This is a genomic window from Acidiferrimicrobium sp. IK, assembly GCF_025499425.1.
Classification (GTDB): domain Bacteria; phylum Actinomycetota; class Acidimicrobiia; order Acidimicrobiales; family Palsa-688; genus Acidiferrimicrobium.
The window spans coordinates 179,905-198,718 of record NZ_JAIMCB010000005.1 but is presented as its reverse complement, the minus strand read 5'-3'; the positions used below and the strand labels follow the sequence as shown (position 1 = coordinate 198,718).

Annotated in this window: 10 protein-coding genes and 3 rRNA genes; 10 read left to right on the top strand and 3 right to left on the bottom strand. The window is 68.2% G+C overall.

Annotated features, from left to right (window positions below; all coding sequences use genetic code 11):
• The 8 genes from argR (at position 1) to K6U06_RS10310 (ending at position 11,919) form a co-directional block, all read left to right on the top strand.
• Positions 1-468: an arginine repressor gene (argR, locus tag K6U06_RS10345; protein WP_262321849.1), complete on the top strand. Its 468-nt coding sequence runs from the start codon at positions 1-3 to the stop codon at positions 466-468.
• Positions 469-543: 75 nt separating this feature from the next.
• The gene (locus K6U06_RS10340) at positions 544-1,749 is read left to right on the top strand and encodes an argininosuccinate synthase (RefSeq protein WP_262321848.1); all 1,206 of its coding nucleotides are present in this window, start codon (positions 544-546) and stop codon (positions 1,747-1,749) included.
• 31 nt (positions 1,750-1,780) lie between these two features.
• Positions 1,781-3,184 (top strand): argininosuccinate lyase, encoded by a 1,404-nt coding sequence (gene argH, locus K6U06_RS10335; protein ID WP_262321847.1) that lies wholly within the window; start codon positions 1,781-1,783, stop codon positions 3,182-3,184.
• 141 nt (positions 3,185-3,325) lie between these two features.
• A complete protein-coding gene (locus K6U06_RS10330; RefSeq protein ID WP_262322009.1) occupies positions 3,326-3,976 on the top strand; it encodes a DNA-3-methyladenine glycosylase in 651 nt (216 codons plus the stop codon).
• 487 nt (positions 3,977-4,463) lie between these two features.
• Positions 4,464-5,978: ribosomal RNA gene (locus K6U06_RS10325) — 16S ribosomal RNA — on the top strand.
• A 334-nt stretch (positions 5,979-6,312) separates the two neighbouring features.
• Positions 6,313-9,370 (top strand): 23S ribosomal RNA (locus tag K6U06_RS10320).
• A 97-nt stretch (positions 9,371-9,467) separates the two neighbouring features.
• Positions 9,468-9,584, top strand: a 5S ribosomal RNA gene (rrf, locus tag K6U06_RS10315).
• Together the 16S, 23S and 5S rRNA genes form the textbook arrangement of a ribosomal RNA operon.
• Positions 9,585-10,989: 1,405 nt before the next feature.
• Complete coding sequence (locus K6U06_RS10310) at positions 10,990-11,919, top strand: tetratricopeptide repeat protein (protein WP_262321846.1); 930 nt, start codon at positions 10,990-10,992, stop codon at positions 11,917-11,919.
• A 162-nt stretch (positions 11,920-12,081) separates the two neighbouring features.
• Here K6U06_RS10310 and K6U06_RS10305 read toward each other — a convergent pair whose 3' ends face one another.
• The 3 genes from K6U06_RS10305 to K6U06_RS10295 all read right to left on the bottom strand — a co-directional run bounded on the left by K6U06_RS10305 (position 12,082) and on the right by K6U06_RS10295 (position 15,600).
• On the bottom strand, positions 12,082-12,447 hold the full coding sequence (locus tag K6U06_RS10305; RefSeq protein ID WP_262321845.1) for a hypothetical protein: 366 nt from the start codon (positions 12,445-12,447) through the stop codon (positions 12,082-12,084).
• A 197-nt stretch (positions 12,448-12,644) separates the two neighbouring features.
• Positions 12,645-14,438, bottom strand: a complete 1,794-nt coding sequence (locus K6U06_RS10300; protein ID WP_262321844.1) for an ABC transporter ATP-binding protein — start codon at positions 14,436-14,438, stop codon at positions 12,645-12,647.
• A 355-nt stretch (positions 14,439-14,793) separates the two neighbouring features.
• Complete coding sequence (locus K6U06_RS10295) at positions 14,794-15,600, bottom strand: HAD family hydrolase (RefSeq protein ID WP_262321843.1); 807 nt, start codon at positions 15,598-15,600, stop codon at positions 14,794-14,796.
• 69 nt (positions 15,601-15,669) lie between these two features.
• Here K6U06_RS10295 and K6U06_RS10290 point away from each other — a divergent pair, with 69 nt between their 5' ends.
• Positions 15,670-16,719 (top strand): class I fructose-bisphosphate aldolase, encoded by a 1,050-nt coding sequence (locus K6U06_RS10290; protein WP_410051025.1) that lies wholly within the window; start codon positions 15,670-15,672, stop codon positions 16,717-16,719.
• Between the two features lie 168 nt (positions 16,720-16,887).
• Positions 16,888-18,813 (top strand): 2-oxoacid:acceptor oxidoreductase subunit alpha, encoded by a 1,926-nt coding sequence (locus tag K6U06_RS10285; protein WP_262321841.1) that lies wholly within the window; start codon positions 16,888-16,890, stop codon positions 18,811-18,813.
• Position 18,814 lies beyond the last annotated feature (1 nt).

Below are 18,814 nucleotides of genomic sequence, written 5' to 3'. Positions count from 1 at the left end.
GTGAGGCTCTCGAAGAACCAGCGCCAGCACCGCATCGGGCAGATCCTCGAGAGCGAGGCGGTCACCAGCCAGGCCCAGCTCGTCGAGCTGCTCGCCGCGGCCGGAGTCGACGCGACCCAAGCGACGGTGTCTCGCGACCTCGAGGATCTCGGCGCGGTGAAGGTCCGCACCGGCGGCGGGGAGTCGGTCTACGCGGTGCCGGAGCTGCCCAAGGACCGGGTCGCTCCCGGCGACCACCTGCGCCGGGTGCTCGGCGAGTGGGTCGTCGAGGTGGCCTCGTCTGCCAACCTGGTGGTCGTGCGCACCCCGCCCGGATCGGCCCATGTCGTCGCCTCCGCCCTGGACCGGGCCGGCCTGCCGGGCATCATCGGCACCGTCGCCGGCGACGACACGTTGCTGGTGATCGCCGAGTCCGGCCCTGCCGGCGGCCGCGTCGGGGCCTCCCTGCGCGAGCTGGCCGGCCTCTGACCGGCCCCTTTTCCCCGACCCCTTAAGCACCGACACCCCCCAAAAAACAACACCAACAGAAGGAACGAGAGAGCAATGGCGAAGCGAGTGGTACTGGCTTACAGCGGTGGCCTGGACACGTCCGTGGCCGTCCGCTGGATGGGCGAGGAGCTCGGCGTCGAGGTCATCGCGCTGGCCGCGGACGTCGGCCAGGGCGGCGACTGGGACGAGATCAAGGAGCGGGCCAAGGCCGCCGGCGCCGTCGAGGCCATCGTGTTGGACCTGCGCGAGGAGTACGCCAACGAGTACGTCGCGCCGGCCCTCAAGGCCAATGCCAAGTACGAGGGCAAGTACCCGCTCATCTCCTCCCTGTCGCGACCGGTCATCGTCAAGCACCTCGTCGCCGCCGCCCGCCAGTTCAACGCCGACGCCATCGCCCACGGCTGCACCGGCAAGGGCAACGACCAGGTCCGCTTCGAGGTGTCGACCATGGCCCTGGCCCCCGACCTCGAGGTCATCGCCCCGGTCCGGGGCTGGGGCCTCACCCGCGAGCAGTCCATCGAGTACGCCGAGCGGTGGAACATCCCGATCACCGTCACCAAGTCCAGCCCGTACTCCATCGACCAGAACCTGTGGGGCCGGACCATCGAGTGCGGGATCCTCGAGGACCCCTGGGAGGCTCCCCCCGAGGACGTCTACGAGCTGACCACCCCGACCGCGACCGACCCCGTCGAGCTGGTCATCTCCTTCGAGCAGGGGCTGCCCGTCGCCATCGACGGCCGCCGCCTGCCCCTCCACGAGCTGATCGGCGAGGTCGACCGGATCGTCGGCAGCTACGGCTGGGGTCGCATCGACATGGTGGAGAACCGCCGGGTCGGCATCAAGAGCCGGGAGATCTACGAATGCCCCGGTGCGCTGGCCCTCCTCATGGCCCACGCCGACCTGGAGGACCTGACCCTCGAGCGCGACCTGGCCCACGAGAAGGCCCGCCTCGAGCCCCGCTACGCCGACTTGGTGTACGACGGGCTGTGGTTCTCGCCGCTCAAGCAGGCCCTGGACGCGTTCGTCGACAAGAGCCAGGAGTTCGTGACCGGAGACGTGCGGTTGCGCTGCGAGCTGCCCGGCCGCTGCATCGTGGCCGGACGGCGCTCCGAGGTCAGCCTGTACGACTACGCGTTGGCGACCTACGAGGCCGCCGACCGGTTCCGCCACCAAGACGCCGAGGGCTTCGTGCGGCTCTGGGGGCTAGGGGTCGCCACGTGGGCGGCGCGCCAGGTCGGGCGCGCCTCGGGCGGCGAGTGACTCGCGCCCCGCTCGGCCGGACGGCGGCGCTGTGACGCTCTGGGAGGGGCGCTTCGGGTCCGGTCCGGCCGCCGAGCTGTGGCGTTACACCGTCAGCCTGCACTACGACAGCCGCCTCGCCACCGATGACCTGGCCGGGTCGCGCGCCCACGTGCGCGGCCTGGCTCGGGGCGGGATCCTCTCCGAGGAGGACGCCGGGATCCTCCTCGCCGCGCTCGACCGGGTCGAAGAGGAGCTGGCGACGGGGGAGTTCGTGCCCGGCGCCGGTGACGCCGGCGCCGCCGACGAGGACATCCACACCGCCATCGAACGGCGGGTCACCGAGATCGCCGGGGACGTCGGCGCCCGGCTCCACACCGGCCGGAGCCGCAACGACCAAGTCGCCACCGACCTGCGGCTGTTCACCAAGCGGGCGCTGCTCGAGGTGGCGTCGCGCGTGGTCGACCTGCAGTCGGTGCTGCTGGCGCGGGCCGAATCGGCGTTCGCCGACGAGATCTACCTGCCCGGCTACACCCACCTGCAGCGGGCCCAGCCGGTGCTGCTGGCCCACCACCTCCTGGCCCACGGCTGGGCGCTTGCCCGGGACGTGGACCGGCTCTTCGACGCCCGCCGCCGCCTCGACGTCTCGCCGCTCGGCGCCGGCGCCCTGGCCGGCAGCAGCCTGCCTCTCGACCCCGACGGCGTCGCCGCCGACCTGGGGTTCGCGGCCCGCTTCGACAACAGCCTCGACGCGGTGTCGGACCGTGACTTCGTGGCCGAGAGCCTGTTCGTCCTCACTCTCATCGGGGTGCACCTGTCGCGCATCGGCGAGGAGATGGTGCTTTGGACCAGCGACGAGTGGGGGTTCGCGACCCTCGACGACGCCTATGCGACGGGCAGCTCGATGCTGCCTCAGAAGAAGAACCCTGACATCGCGGAGCTGGCCCGCGGCAAGTCCGGCCGGCTGATCGGCGACCTGGCCGGCCTCCTGGCCACGTTGAAGGGACTTCCCCTCTCCTACAACCGTGACCTCCAGGAGGACAAGGAACCCCTCTTCGACGCCGTCGACCAGATCACCGGCGGGGTGTCCGCGCTCACCGGCCTCCTGGCTAGCGTCTCGTGGGACGCGGGGCGCATGCGCGCCGCGGCCGACACCCAGTCGGCCGCCGCGGTCGACCTGGCGGAGTGGATGGTGGAGCGGGGGATGCCCTTCCGCCAGGCCCACTCCGTCGTCGGCGGTCTGGTGCGCGACGCCCTCCAGCGGCGCGTCCCGTTGGCCGAGCTGGTGCAGGCCCACCCTGCGCTCGGGGAGGCCGCGGTATCCCTCCTCGAGCCCGGCGTCGCGGTCACCCGCCGGACCACGCCCGGCGGCGCCGGCCCGGTGCCCGTCGCCGCCCAGCTGCACCGCTTCGCCGAGGTCCTCGAGGCCGAGCGGGTACGCCTGGCCGCCGGCTAGCCCGTGGGCGGCGTGGCGGGCCGGGGTGCGGTGCCGGAGGCAGGGTGCCGGCGGTGAAGGCGGAGGTGCCGGCGGTGGAGGCGGAGGGCCGGTAGTGAGGGCCGGTCTGGCGGTGAGCGCCGGTATGCCGGTGAGGTCGTGATGGTGGCCGGCCGGCGCCTGCCCCGCACCTGGTACCGGGGCGACGCCCTAGACGTGGCGCCGGCGCTGCTCAACAAGGTGGTGGTGACCGCCGGCGGCCGGGCGGCCCGGATCGTCGAGGTGGAGGCCTACCGGGGCGGCGACGACCCTGGCAGCCACGCCTTCCGGGGGCGGACGCCGCGCAACGCGGCGATGTTCGGCCCGCCGGGGCACCTCTACGTGTACTTCACCTACGGGATGCACTGGTGCGCCAACGTGGTGTGCGCAGCGCCCGGCGTGGCCCAGGCGGTGCTGCTGCGGGCCGCGACGCCCGTCGCCGGGGTGGACGCCATGCTCGCCGGGTCGCCCCCGCCCCGGGCCAGGGATCTGTGCCGGGGACCGGCGCGCCTGTGCCGTGCGCTCGGGATCGGCCCGGCCCACCTCGGCGCCGACTTGGTGACCGGACGGCTGGCGCCGGGGGCAGGCGGGGCGGGGGAGGGGGTGTGGCTGGTCGACGACGGGGTCGCCCCGCCGCCGGCACCGGCCAGCGGCCCTCGTGTCGGCCTGCGGGCCGGGGCCGACCGGCCGTGGCGGTTCTGGGTGCCGGGCCACCCCGACGTCTCCGTCTACCGTCCCGCGGCGGTCCGCCGGCGGGGGAGCGCCGGCACCTGAAGATGTCCGGCGGGTGACGGGCGTGTGACGAATAACTCACCGTACGACTGGCGGGATGGTCCCGACCCCGCTAATGTCTCCTCCGCTTCGCAGAACACCGGGCCACAACGTTGAGCAAGAAGTTGCTTGACAAGCTGACAACCGGTGGTAATATGAGAAGCCGCCCAACACGCACCACGGTGCGCCGGGCGAGTCGGAAAGGAAGCGACCACTGGTTGCACCGGACCGGCCGAAGCAGAGGGTACCTCCGCTCCCTTGGAGCGTGTACACCTGCGGCAGTGCACCTTGAAAACGGAACAGAGGAAGCCAAAAGCTCGTGCGGGCGTGCATGGCGCGGCAGTTCAGCGTCGTGCTCGTCAACAAAGCAATCAGCACATGACGGACAAACAATCTGTTCTTGTGCCAGTTGGGTGTCAATGCTCGCCAGAGCGACACCCGACTCTTCAAATGATTTTCGGTCCGTTCCTACGGGGACGGGACGACGATCTCGATGGAGAGTTTGATCCTGGCTCAGGACGAACGCTGGCGGCGTGCTTAACACATGCAAGTCGAACGAGGTCCATCCTTCGGGAGAAGACCTAGTGGCGAACGGGTGCGTAACACGTGAGCAACCTGCCCCGAAGACCGGGATAACAGCGGGAAACCGCTGCTAATACCGGATGTCCCCACTGGATCGCATGGTCCGGTGAGGAAATGGATTCCGCTTCGGGAGGGGCTCGCGGCCTATCAGCTTGTTGGTGGGGTAACGGCCCACCAAGGCAACGACGGGTAGCTGGTCTGAGAGGACGATCAGCCACACTGGGACTGAGACACGGCCCAGACTCCTACGGGAGGCAGCAGTGGGGAATCTTGCGCAATGGGCGAAAGCCTGACGCAGCAACGCCGCGTGAGGGATGACGGTCTTCGGATTGTAAACCTCTTTCAAGCAGGGACGATAATGACGGTACCTGCAGAAGAAGCTCCGGCCAACTACGTGCCAGCAGCCGCGGTAATACGTAGGGAGCAAGCGTTGTCCGGAATCATTGGGCGTAAAGAGCTCGTAGGCGGTTTGGTAAGTCGGATGTGAAACCTCCAGGCTCAACCTGGAGCCGCCATCCGATACTGCCATGACTTGAGTCCGGTAGGGGCCCACGGAACTCCTGGTGTAGCGGTGAAATGCGCAGATATCAGGAAGAACACCGGTGGCGAAGGCGGTGGGCTGGGCCGGTACTGACGCTGAGGAGCGAAAGCGTGGGGAGCGAACAGGATTAGATACCCTGGTAGTCCACGCCGTAAACGTTGGGCACTAGGTGTGGGACCTTTCAACGGGTTCCGTGCCGTAGCTAACGCATTAAGTGCCCCGCCTGGGGAGTACGGCCGCAAGGCTAAAACTCAAAGGAATTGACGGGGGCCCGCACAAGCGGCGGAGCATGTGGCTTAATTCGAGGCAACGCGAAGAACCTTACCTGGGTTGAACTACGCAGGAAAAGCCGTAGAGATACGGTGTCCGCAAGGGCCTGCGATAGGTGGTGCATGGCTGTCGTCAGCTCGTGTCGTGAGATGTTGGGTTAAGTCCCGCAACGAGCGCAACCCTTGTCCTATGTTGCCAGCGGGTAATGCCGGGGACTCGTAGGAGACTGCCGGGGTCAACTCGGAGGAAGGTGGGGATGACGTCAAGTCATCATGCCCCTTACGTCCAGGGCTGCACACATGCTACAATGGCCGGTACAGAGGGCTGCTATTCCGCGAGGATGAGCGAATCCCAAAAAGCCGGTCTCAGTTCGGATCGCAGTCTGCAACTCGACTGCGTGAAGTCGGAGTCGCTAGTAATCCCGGATCAGCAACGCCGGGGTGAATACGTTCCCGGGCCTTGTACACACCGCCCGTCACACCACGAAAGTTGGTAACGCCCGAAGCCAGTGGCCCAACCGCAAGGAGGGAGCTGTCGAAGGTGGGACCGGTGATTGGGGTGAAGTCGTAACAAGGTAGCCGTACCGGAAGGTGCGGCTGGATCACCTCCTTTCTAAGGAGTATTTGGCGGATCACAACGATCCGTCCACTCCCAAGTTGACGCACGAGTTACTTGGTTTCCCTCCGTTCGCATCTTTTGCAGGCAATGCACGCTCACAAGGCGTGTCCTCAGGATGCGAGCCGGCGGGAAGCCCCGACTCTCCTCTGTTCCGTTTTCCGGGGGCACAGCCCCCGCATGCCGACGGCTCCGCCGTCCGGTGTGATCAATAGTTTCGGCAACGTCGGCCCTCGGGCCGACCTCTTGCTGTGCGGGCACCCCGTCGCCTCGGCGGCCCGGTGCCTCTGCCCCTTGAGAATTCCATAGCGAGCACGAGCATCTTTTTGTTCTCCAAGCTACAAAGAGCCAACGGTGGATGCCTTGGCGCCTAAAGCCGATGAAGGACGTGGGTGGCTGCGATAAGCCACGGGGAGCTGCCTACCAAGCTTCGATCCGTGGATGTCCGAATGGGGAAACCCACCACAGCTTGACTGTGGTACTCCCGCTTGAACACATAGGGCGGGTAGAGGGAACCAGGGGAATTGAAACATCTCAGTACCCTGAGGAGAGGAAAACAACAGTGACTCCCTGAGTAGCGGCGAGCGAAACGGGAAGAGCCTAAACCGAGCCGGTGCAATAGCCTGGTGGCGTTGCCGGTTCGGGGTTGTGGGATCTGATGGGAGGTGCACCAGCGCCTCCACGGAGTTACAAAGCTGATACCTAGCAGATAGCGTTTTGGAACGTCGCACCATAGAGGGTAAGAGTCCCGTATGCGAAAGGTAGCAGCCTCCGTTCAGACACCCGAGTAGCACCGGAACCGTGAAAGTCGGTGTGAATCTGCGAAGACCACTTCGTAAGGCTAAGTACTCATAGGCGACCGATAGTGAACTAGTACCGTGAGGGAAAGGTGAAAAGCACCCCGGGAGGGGAGTGAAATAGTACCTGAAACCGTTGGTTTACAAACAGTCAAAGCGTCGTCGACCCTCGTGGTCGGCCGCGATGGCGTGCCTTTTGAAGAATGATCCAGCGAGTTACCGTTCGTGGCAAGGTTAACCCGTGAGGGGGAGCCGGAGCGAAAGCGAGTCTGAACAGGGCGTTCAGTCGCGGGCGGTAGACCCGAAGCCGAGTGATCTATCCATGGGCAGGCTGAAGCGGGGGTAAGACCCCGTGGAGGGCCGAACCCACCCTGGTTGAAAACAGGGGGGATGACCTGTGGATAGGGGTGAAAGGCCAAGCAAACTCGGTGATAGCTGGTTCTCCCCGAAATGCATTTAGGTGCAGCGTCAGACGTTCAGCATCGGAGGTAGAGCACTGGATGGGCTAGGGGGCCCACAAGCTTACTGACCCCAACCAAACTCCGAATGCCGATGCTCCAGAGTCTGGCAGTGAGACCACGGGGGATGAGCTTCGTTGGTCGAAAGGGAAACAGCCCAGATCGCCGGCTAAGGCCCCTAATTCGGAACTAAGTGGTAAACGATGTGGGATTGCACAGACAGCCAGGAGGTTGGCTCAGAAGCAGCCATCCTTAAAAGAGTGCGTAATAGCTCACTGGTCGAGTGATCCTGCGCGGACAATGTAACGGGGCTCAAGTTCCGAGCCGAAGCCGCGGGCCTCAGCGCAAGCTGGGGCGGTAGGGGAGCGTCGATCCAGCAGTGAAGCGGGGGTGTGAACCGTCGTGGAGCGGGATCGAGTGAGAATGCTGGAATGAGTAGCGAGAGAGGGGTGAGAAACCCCTCCGCCGTAAGCCCAAGGGTTCCTGGGGAAGGCTAATCCTCCCAGGGTGAGTCGGGAGCTAAGGCGAGGCCGAGAGGCGTAGTCGATGCACAACCGGTTGATATTCCGGTACCACCGTGTCCGCGCCAATCCCAATTTGGGGTACTAAGGGGCTGCCTTCGGGCGAACCGACAGACCTGATGCGGGCAGCTTCGGCGGGACGCAGGAGGGTAGGTGATCCCAGTTATTGGATTCTGGGGTAAGCGTGTAGGGAGAGGACCAGGCAAATCCGGGCCTCATACATCCTGAGACGTGATGCCGAGTCGTTTTAGACGAAGTCACTGATCCCATGCTGCCAAGAAAAGCGTCGTTGTTAGTTGGCACGGTGCCCGTACCCCAAACCAACTCAGGTGGGCGGGTAGAGAATACCAAGGCGATCGAGAGAACTGTGGTTAAGGAACTCGGCAAAATACCTCCGTAACTTCGGGAGAAGGAGGGCCTCATTAGGGTGAGAGACCTAGCGTCTCGAGCTTGAAGGGGCCGCAGAGACCAGGGGAAAGCGACTGTTTACTAAAAACACAGCAGGGTGCGAAGTCCTAAGACGATGTATACCCTGTGACGCCTGCCCGGTGCCGGAAGGTTACGGGGAAGGGTTAGTCCGCAAGGGCGAAGCTCTGAACCTAAGCCCCGGTAAACGGCGGCCGTAACTATAACGGTCCTAAGGTAGCGAAATTCCTTGTCGGGTAAGTTCCGACCTGCACGAATGGCGTAACGACTTTCCTACTGTCTCAACCACAGACTCGGCGAAATTGAAGTACGAGTAAAGATGCTCGTTAGCTGCACCAGGACGGAAAGACCCCGTGGACCTTCACTACAGCTTGATGTTGGTTTTTGTTACATGTTGTGTAGGATAGGTGGGAGACTTGGAAGCTTCGGCGCTAGCCGGGGTGGAGTCACCGTTGAAATACCACCCTGCATGTGACGGGAATCTAACCCACGTCCGTTATCCGGATGGGGAACAGCGTCAGGTGGGTAGTTTGACTGGGGCGGTCGCCTCCTAAAAGGTAACGGAGGCGCCCAAAGGTTCCCTCAGGCTGGTTGGCAATCAGCCGTTGAGTGCAATGGCACAAGGGAGCTTGACTGCGAGACCTACAGGTCGAGCAGGTGCGAAAGCAGGGCATAGTGATCCGGCGGTTGCGTGTGGAAGCGCCGTCGCTCAACGGATAAAAGGTACCCCGGGGATAACAGGCTCATCTTCCCCAAGAGTCCATATCGACGGGAAGGTTTGGCACCTCGATGTCGGCTCGTCGCATCCTGGGGCTGAAGTAGGTCCCAAGGGTTGGGCTGTTCGCCCATTAAAGCGGTACGCGAGCTGGGTTTAGAACGTCGTGAGACAGTTCGGTCCCTATCCGGTGTAGCCGTAGGAAATCTGAGGAAGGCTGTCCCTAGTACGAGAGGACCGGGACGGACGAAGCTCTCGTGTGCCAGTTGTCCTGCCAAGGGCACTGCTGGTTGGCGACCTTCGGAAGGGATAAGCGCTGAAAGCATCTAAGTGCGAAGCTCGTTCCAAGATGAGATTTCCCACTGGGTCAACCAGGTAAGGCCTGTGGTAGACGACCACGTTGATAGGCCGGAGGTGTACGCACAGTAATGTGTTCAGCCGACCGGTACTAATCGGCCGAGGGCTTGGGACAAATCGCTCGTGCTCGCTATGGAACGCTCACAGGGGCGCCACCAACAGGTGGCTGCCCGCCTCGCTGCTTCGGCGCGGGGTGTCAACTGAGCAAGGTTTCCGGTGGCCATAGCGACGGAGTCACACCCGTTCCCTTCCCGAACACGGAAGTTAAGCCCGTCAGCGCCGATGGTACTTGGGGGGTCTCCCCCTGGGAGAGTAGGACGTCGCCGGAATATTCTTGGAGAAAGCCCCACGCTTCGGCGTGGGGCTTTTTCGCGTTTGCTTTGGCTCTGGCATCGGCGCCGAGATGGGAGAGGGCGCCACCCCGGGGCCCGGTACGATAAAGGGATGGCAGAAGCCCCCCGTTCCCCGCGCCCGCGCCCATCGGGCAACCGGTCCCCCCGGGGAGACGGCGGCGACGGGCGCGCCAGCGCCCGCGACGACGACTGGCAGCGAGGCCGCCGCCAAGGCGTCCCGGGCTCCGGGGCGGGACGTCCGGCCGCACCGAGACGGTCTGACGGGAACGGGAGGAGCGGCGCCGGCAGCGGAGGTGGCGGATGGGGCGGTGGCAGGACGGATCGCGCCGGCGGGCTGCGCAAGGCGTGGCGCCAAGAAGACGACCGCGGCGGAGGCCGGTCCGGGACGGGATGGTCCGGTTCGGGTGGTGGAGCTCCTAGCGGCAGGGGCGGCGGCGCCGGAGGCGGCGGGCGTAGCTACGGCCGCGACGGCGGTGCTCAACCGGCCCGTCCGGCGCGCTCCGGGGGCTGGAGCCGCGACCAAGGCACCGGTGGGCCGAGCCGAGGCAGGCAGGACTGGAGCGCCAGCCGCGACGCCCGCGCTGGCGCCGCCGGGGGGCAGTCGAGGGCCGGGACTCCGGCCCGTGGCGAACGCGGGGCCAGCGCAGCGCCGGCCCGAGGGTTCCCGGCCCGGCGTGACAGCGGCAGCTTCCCGCCCCGGCGCGACGGCGGGGGACGCCGGGATGCGCCTGGGCGCGGCGGGGCCTGGGAGGAGCGTGCCCCGGCCCCTCGAGGCGCGGCGCGCGGCGAATACCGCGGCCGGAGCGGTGACAGCCCGTCCGGTGGTTCGACCGGATGGGCCGGCCGGTCCAGCGAGCGGTCGGCTGCCGGCAGACCAGGAGGAGAACGCTCGACCGGCCGGTTCGATGGCGCTTCGACGTCGGGCCGCGAGCCCGGGGCGCGCTCTGGGCGCGGTCGCGCCGAGCGCGCCGACGGAGGCAGGGACAGCCGGTTCAGCCGCGACAGCGGCAGGGACAGCCGGTTCGGCCGCGGCAGCGACGGCGGCCGGGACAGCCGCTTCGGCGGGAGCGGTAGCGCTAGCGGCAACCGCTTCGGCGGCGGTCCCAGACGGGACGCGCCTGGCGGTGAGGAGCCGGCCGCAGGAAGACGGGGGGGAGCGCCCTACGGCCGCGACGCCGCCGAGCGCGGGACGGACCGGGACGGCCGGCGCGGGCGGCGCCCCGACGGCGCCAGCAGCAGCCGGTTCGATGCCAGCGACCAGCCCGCCCGCCGGCGCCCCGACAGGGAAGAACGCGCCGGCCAGGGCTTCGGTGGCCGCCCGGCCGGGCGCGGCGCCGGTCGCGACGAGCAGCCCGAGCGCGGCACTGCCGGCTGGGGCAGCGTGGCTCGCCGCGGCGCCAGGGCGCTAAGAGACGACAGCGGGCCCAGCGCATCGGAGGAGTGGCGCGCCGCGGTCAGTCGAGCCGATGGCGACGACGGCGCCGGGTGGGAACCCGACGAGGTCTGGGTGCTCGAGCCCGAAGAGGAGGTCGACGCTGCGCCCCGGGCGGGCGCAGGCCGCCCGGCGGACGGCGACGGGCGGATCACCGGGCGGGAGGAGCGCCGCACCGACCGCGCCCGCCGTGAGGCGGCTTCCCGGCGCGAGGAGAGCGGCGCCGAGACGACCGTGGGATCGCCGCGCCACACGGTGCCCCGCCCGGTGGTCGACGAGCTGTCCTCGGCCGCCGGCGCGACCAGAGGCGCGAAGTTGGCTGGCCGTCTGGCTGACGCCTCGCACGCCTACGACCGGGAGCGCTACCAAGAGGCGCGCCGCATGCTGCGGCCCCTGGTGGAGGAACTCCCCGACGCGGTCGCGGTGCAGGAGCTCTACGGGCTGACGCTGTACCGGATGGGGCAATGGGCGCAGGCGGCCAAGCACCTCGAGCGGTACAAGGAGCTGAGCGGCTCCTACGACCAGCATCCGGTCCTCGCCGACTGCTACCGGGCGCTTCACCGCTATCCGGCGGCCGAGGCCCTGTGGGACGACCTGCGCGAGGCGTCCCCTTCCGCCGAGCTGGTAGCCGAGGGCCGCATCGTCGCGGCCGGGTGCAGAGCCGACCAGGGGGACCTGCAAGGGGCCATCGCCGTACTGGAGCGGTCATCCAAGCGGGTCAACCACCCCCAGGAGCACCACCTGCGCCAGTGGTACGCCCTGGCCGACCTCTACGAGCGAGCCGGGGACCTGCCCCGCGCCCGTGACCTCTTCGGCCGGGTAGGCACCGCCGATCCCGAGGCGTTCGACGTCCGGCAGCGGCTGCGGGCGCTGCGCTGACGGTCGGGGCGCTGCCCTACGGGCCGGCCCCGCCGGTCAGCAGCCTGAGCCGCCGCCGGCCAGCTGCCGGGCCGTGCCGGCCCGCGACCGAGCCCGGCGGCCCGCGGTCGGCGGTCCGCGGTCGGCGGTCGGCGGGATCGTCACTGCCCGGCGGCGAGCGGGTCAACCCTGCTCGACGGCGACCGCAGCGGCCTCAAGGCTGACGGCGGCCTCCACCAAGGCCCTGGCCGCCCGGCGCCGGGACCCGGCCCGCACCACCCGGTCGGCGACGACCTCGGTACGGCTCTGCGTCGCTCCGCCGGCGGAGAAGAACCTCCGGCGGACCCGACCGACGACGACCAAGTCGGCGTCAGCTTCGAGGGACGGACCCCACGCCGGGGGATCGAACCACACCACCGGCACGCTGTCGGCCGGCCCGTCACCGGTACGGGTGCGAAGCTCCAACCGCAGCAGGACCGCCTCGGAGGCCAGCACCTGCGCCCGGGCCGACCTGGTCAGGGTGCCGTGCAGCACCACGTAGTTGAGCATCTCCGCGCTCTCCTCTGAACGGTGGTCCGGTTCCCGCCTCTGCGCGCCGGGTCGAACCACGCCGGATGCCGCCGGCTGCGAACGCCAGCGGCGAGACGGCCGGCGCAACGGCCGGCGAGAGACCGCCGGGAGGAACCACCCCGGCAAGACGTCTACCCCAGGCTATCGACGGGGTGCGACAGGCTCCCAACGAGGGCCTACGCGGTGATGAACCCGCCCGACTGGTGCTCCCACAGGCGTCGGTAGGTGCCCACCGGGCTGGCGTGGAGCAACTCGCGGTGGGTGCCGATCTCGGAGATCCGCCCGTCCTCGACCACGACGATGCGATCCAGCTGGGCGATGGTCGAAAGCCGGTGGGCGACCACCAAGGCCGTCGACCCGGCCATCAGCCGCCACAACGCCTCCTGCACCAGCAGCTCGCTGGCCGAGTCCAACGCGCTGGTGGCCTCGTCGAGGATCAGTAGGGGGGCGGCTTTCAGCATGGCCTGGGCGATGGCGACTCGCTGGCGTTGGCCGCCGGAGAGCTTGAGCCCCCGCTCGCCGACGACGGTCCCGTACCCCTCGGGGAGGGCGTTGACGAACTCGGCGACGTGAGCCGCTCGCCCGACCGCTGCGACGCGAGCCCGGTCAGGGACCCCGGGCTGGCCGTACCAGATGTTGTCGGCGATCGACCGGTGCAGCATCTGGGGGTCCTGGGGCACGTAGGAGATCGACCGGCGCAGGCTGGCCTGGGTCACCTCGGCGATGTCCTGACCGTCGATGAGGATCCTCCCGCCGTCGAGGTCCATCAGGCGCAGGACCAGTCTGGAGATCGTCGACTTGCCGCTGCCGGACGGTCCCACGACGCCGACGTGCTCGCCTGGGCTCAACGACAGCTCGAAGCCCTCGAGGAGCGGTTGCTCCGGCGAGTAGGAGAAGCGGACGTGCTCGAAGCGCAGCTCGCCTCCATCCACGACCAGCTCCTGGGCCGACGGGGAATCGACCACCGCCGGCGGGGTGTTGACCAGCCCCACCAGCTTCGCGGCCCGACCGAGCCCTCGGCTCAGCTTGCGGATCTCCTGGAAGCTGTCGAGCAGCTGCCCGGAAACCTCGGCGGCGTAGAACAGCGTCAGGTAGATCACGCCGGTGTGGACCCGGCCCTGCACGGCTAGGAGGATCCCGACCAGCATCGACCCCCACGTCATCATCCCGACCGCGCCGCCCATCCACGCCCGGGTAACGGTGAACACCCGCCGGCCGACCAGGTCGGCGCGTACGGACTCCGCCAGGAGAGACTCGACCAGGCGGGACTCGGCCGGCTCGCCAGCCGCGGTCAGCACCGTCACGACGTTGCGGATCACGTCCGCGGCGGTGCCTTCGGCTCGCGAGTGGGCCTCTGAGAACTGCTTGGACGCCTCGCTGACGGGACCGGACCGCTTGACGACGATCACCGCGAACGCCGCGGCCAGGACCAGGATGACCACCGCGACCGGCCACGCGACGACGGCCAGGACCACGACGGCGGCCAGGACGACGACGGCGATGCGCAGCACGCCCCACTGCAGAGTGTCGAGCCCGTCGACCATGGCCCAGGAGAACGAGCTGAGCGACGACGCGACCTCGCCGGCGGCGTGGTCGATGTGCCACCGGTAGCCGAGGTTCAACAACCGCTCGAAACTGCGGTGGATGGCGTTGGCGAACGCCTTCAGGGACCCTTCCCACTGCAGCCACCCCGAGACCCGAAACACCACCTGACCGGCCACCACCAGCACCGCGTAGAGCACGATGAGGCTGCCGAAGTGCGGCCACAACCCGCCGCGGCCTGGGCGCAGCGTCGCGATGCGGTCGAGGACCGCGGCGAACACCAGCGGCGTGGCCACGTCGCTGATGCCGACACCGACGACGAGAGCGACGGCCCCTCCCAGAAGGTGCCGGCGGTACGGGCGGGCCAGGTCCGCGCAGTACCGGATCGTCTGGCGCGGCGTCGCCGCGACGCCTTCGGTCGTGTCCACCCTGCTCCTCGTGTCGTGCTCCGCGAGTGGAGCGTGCTCCTGGTGCCCCGCCGGAGGCAGCCCGGTCCGGCCGCCGCCCGCCGGCCGGGACCTTCCGGCAGGGCAGCCGGCGGGAGGACGAGTCTGGCAAACCGCCCGGACCGGGGCCAGCGAGTTTCGCCCCGGAGGGACCGGCGACCCCAAACGGGCGGCCAGCAGCTAGAACCGGCGAGCCCCGGGGGCTAGCCGCGGGGCGGCGCGCGGTGGGGCGGGCCCCGGAGCGAAAGCGGGGAGCAGACGTCACAAACCCGCACGCCGGCACCGGCTCGCGCCGTCTGCTCAACCCCGGCCGGACCCGAGGCTCACCCCGGGAGCCTCAGCCCCTGGCCATCTCCTCGAGCAGCACCGCCACGCCCTCCCGGTCGTGGTGGGGCAGCACCCGATCGGCGAGAGCGAGCACCTCGGCCACCGCGTTGGACGGCGCCATCGCCGTCCCGGCCCACCCCAACACCGACAAGTCGTTGTGGTTGTCGCCGACCGCTACTACGTCGTCGACGTGAACCCCGAGGCGGGCGCACACCCGCTCGAGGGCATAGGCCTTGGTGATGCCCGGCGCCCCGATGTCCACCCAGTCCAGCCCGGAGGTGGTGGTGTGCCCCTCCTCGCCGACCACCCCTTCGAGCATGGCGATGAGCTCCAACGCCCCGGTGCCGGGAAGACGGACGATCAACTTGATGCACGGCTGCTCGAGCGCCGCTTTGATGTCGGGCACCTCCTCGATCTCCTCCTCCCACGTGACCGGCCGGTCGAAGAAGCTGGTCTCGTGGCAGAAGCGGTCCAGGTTGTCGGTGGCGAACACCGCGCCCGGGATAGCGGCGCGGACCCGCTCCACCAGCCGGGTGGCGATCGCGGCCGACAAGTTGAGTTCCTCCACGACGGTGCGCTCCTCCATGTCGATGGTGACCGCGCCGTTGGAACACACCGCATAGGGCCCCAAACCGGCGCCGTCGACTGCGCTCCACATGGCCTGAGGCGGCCGGCCGGTGACGGGGACCACGTGGATGCCCGCGGCCCTCGCGGCGACGACGGCGGCCGCGGTGCGCGGCGTCACCTTCCCCGACGCGTCGAGCAGCGTCCCGTCGAGGTCGGTGGCGACCAGCCGACGCGGGGGGATCGAGCTCACCTGGCTACCGTAGCGACGCTCGCGCCTAGGCTCTGGGTGCATCCATACGAGCTCGAGGAGCTGACCACGATGGACCTACAAACCCTTCTCGGCGACGAGGCCGAATCGCTGCTTGGACACGAGTGCAAGACCGTCGCCCGCGACGACCTGCACCTTCCAGGTGGTGACTTCATCGACCGCATCGTGTCGGGGACCGACCGCCCGGCGCCGGTCCTGCGAAGCCTCGGCCAGCTCTACGGTCACGGCCGCCTGGGCGGCACCGGCTACATCTCGATCCTCCCCGTCGACCAGGGCATCGAACACTCCGGCGCGGCCAGCTTCGCCAAGAACCCCGCCTACTTTGACCCGGCCAAGATCGTGGAGTTGGCGATCGAAGGCGGCTGCAACGCGGTGGCCACCACCTACGGCGTCCTCGGGGCGGTGAGCCGGAAGTACGTGCACAAGATCCCCTTCATCGTGAAGCTCAACCACAGCGAGCTGCTCACCTACCCGGCCAAGTACGACCAGGTGATGTACACGTCGGTGCAGGCCGCCTTCGAGCTCGGAGCCGCCGGCGTCGGGGCCACGATCTACTTCGGATCCGACGAGGAGACCCGCCAGATCCAGGAGGTCTCCGAGGCGTTCCAAGAGGCTCACGCCCTCGGCATGTTCACCGTGCTGTGGTGCTACCTGCGCAACAGCGCCTTCAAGAAGGACGGGGTCGACTACTCGACCTCCGCCGACCTGACGGGGCAGGCCAACCACATGGGCGTGACCATCGAGGCCGACATCATCAAGCAGAAGCAGCCGGAGAACAACAACGGCTACGGCGCCATCGGCTTCGGCCGCACCGACCCACTGGTGTACGACAGCCTGACGACCAACCACCCGATCGACCTGACCCGCTGGCAGGTAGTCAACTGCTACATGGGTCGCAGCCCGCTGATCAACAGCGGAGGCGAGTCCAAGGGGCAAAACGACCTGGCCCAAGCGGTCCGCACCGCAGTGATCAACAAGCGGGCCGGCGGAGCGGGGCTGATCGTCGGGCGTAAGGCCTTCCAGCGCCCAACTAGCGAGGGTGTCGACCTGATCCACGCCATCCAAGACGTCTACCTGGACAAGTCGGTCACCGTCGCTTGATCCCCGCCGGCGCAGCGGGCACGGGTCGGGCTCAGATCTCGCCTCGGCCTGTGGCGTCGGTCACAACCAGGCTGGTCTCGGGCCGGGAACACAACCGAACCTGAGGAAATGGATGTCGGCGCCCTAGAGTAAACCCCAGCTCTCGTATTTGCAGGGAAGGGACCCTCGATGGCCGATACCGCCATTCCGCCGCGCACCGCTCCTCCGAACACCATCGAGTTGGATCGGGTGGTCATCCGGTTCGCCGGTGACTCGGGCGACGGCATGCAGCTCACCGGTGACCGCTTCACCGAGTCGTCGGCCATCTTCGGCAACGACCTGTCGACGCTGCCGGACTTCCCGGCCGAGATCCGGGCCCCCGCCGGCACCCTGGCGGGGGTCTCGGCGTTCCAGGTCCACATCTCCGACCACGACATCCTCACGCCGGGCGACAACCCGAGCGTGCTGGTCGCCATGAACCCCGCGGCGCTGCGAGCCAACCTCAAAGACGTCGCGCCGGCAGGGACCATCATCGTCAACAGCGACAGCTTCGACGAGCGGGCGCTGGCCAAGGCCGGGTACGTGTCCAACCCGCTGGAGGACGGCACCCTCAAAGACTTCACCGTCTACGAGATCCCGATGACGTCGATCACCCTCGAGGCGGTCAAGCCGTCGGGGACCAAGCCCCGGGACGCCGAACGGTCCAAGAATCTCTTCGCTCTCGGGGTCATCTCCTGGATGTACACCCGGCCGGTCGAGACCACGATCGCCTGGATCGAGGCCAAGTTCGCCAAGAACGAAATGGTCAAAACCGCCAACGTCCTGGCCTTCAAGGCCGGGTACAACTTCGGCGAGACCGCCGAGCTTTTCGAGTCCAACTACATCGTCAAGCCCGCCGCGCTCGAACCCGGCGAGTACACCAACGTGTCGGGCAACACCGCCCTGGCGTGGGGCTTGGTCGCGGCGGGACAGCTGGCCAAGCTGCCGCTGTTCCTCGGGAGCTACCCGATCACCCCTGCGTCGGACATCCTCCACGAGCTGTCCAAGCACAAAAACTTCGGCGTGCGCACCGTGCAGGCCGAGGACGAGATCGCCGGCATCGGCGCCGCGCTGGGCGCCTCCTACGGGGGGTCGCTCGGCGTCACCACCACCAGCGGCCCGGGCATCGACTTGAAGACCGAGACGATCGGCTTGGCCGTCAACCTCGAGCTGCCGCTGGTCATCATCGACATCCAGCGCGGCGGTCCTTCTACCGGCCTGCCGACCAAGACCGAGCAAGCCGACCTGCTCCAGGCGATGTTCGGCCGTCACGGCGAGGCGCCGGTCCCGATCGTCGCCCCCGACACCCCGGGCGACTGCTTCTTCGCGGCGATCGAGGCGGCCCGCATCGCGGTGAAGTACCGCACCCCGGTGTTCCTGCTCTCCGACGGCTACCTGGCCAACGGCGCCGAGCCGTGGAAGATCCCCGACGTCGACAGCCTGCCCGACATCAGCGTCGACTTCGCGACCGCCCCCAACCACACCCGCGCCGACGGCGGCGAGGAGTTCTGGCCCTACCTCCGCGACGCCGAGACCCTGGCCCGGCCGTGGGCGGTTCCCGGCACGCCCGGCCTCGAGCACCGCATCGGCGGCTTGGAGAAGGCCGACGGCGCGGGGACGGTCAGCTACGACCCGGCCAACCACGAGAAGATGGTCCACCTGCGGGTCGACAAGATCGCCGGCATCGCCAGGGACATCCCCCTCGTCGAGGTCGACGACCCCGACGGGGACGCCGAGCTGCTGGTCCTCGGGTGGGGCAGCACCTACGGCGCCATCGCGGCGGGTCTGCGCCGGGTGCGGCTGCAAGGCCATCACGTCGCGCACGCCCACCTCCGCCACCTAAACCCGTTCCCCGCCAACCTGGGCGAGGTCCTGCGCCGGTACCGCACCGTGCTGGTACCGGAGATGAACCTCGGTCAGCTGTCCACCCTGGTGCGGGCCCGGTTCCTCGTCGACGCGAAGGGCCTCAACAAGATGTCCGGCCAGCCGTTCCGGGCCGGCGAGATCGAGCGGGCGGTGCTCGACCTGCTCTCCGCCGACGCCCCCGCGGCGGCCTCCGACTCGAAGGGAAACTAAG

Coding starts and splice junctions, on each gene's coding strand:
- K6U06_RS10340 (WP_262321848.1), top strand. CDS start 544: ATGGCGAAGCGAGTGGTACTGGCTTACAGCGGTGGCCTGGACACGTCC.
- K6U06_RS10330 (WP_262322009.1), top strand. CDS start 3,326: ATGGTGGCCGGCCGGCGCCTGCCCCGCACCTGGTACCGGGGCGACGCC.
- K6U06_RS10305 (WP_262321845.1), bottom strand. CDS start 12,447: ATGCTCAACTACGTGGTGCTGCACGGCACCCTGACCAGGTCGGCCCGG.
- K6U06_RS10290 (WP_410051025.1), top strand. CDS start 15,670: ATGGACCTACAAACCCTTCTCGGCGACGAGGCCGAATCGCTGCTTGGA.
- K6U06_RS10285 (WP_262321841.1), top strand. CDS start 16,888: ATGGCCGATACCGCCATTCCGCCGCGCACCGCTCCTCCGAACACCATC.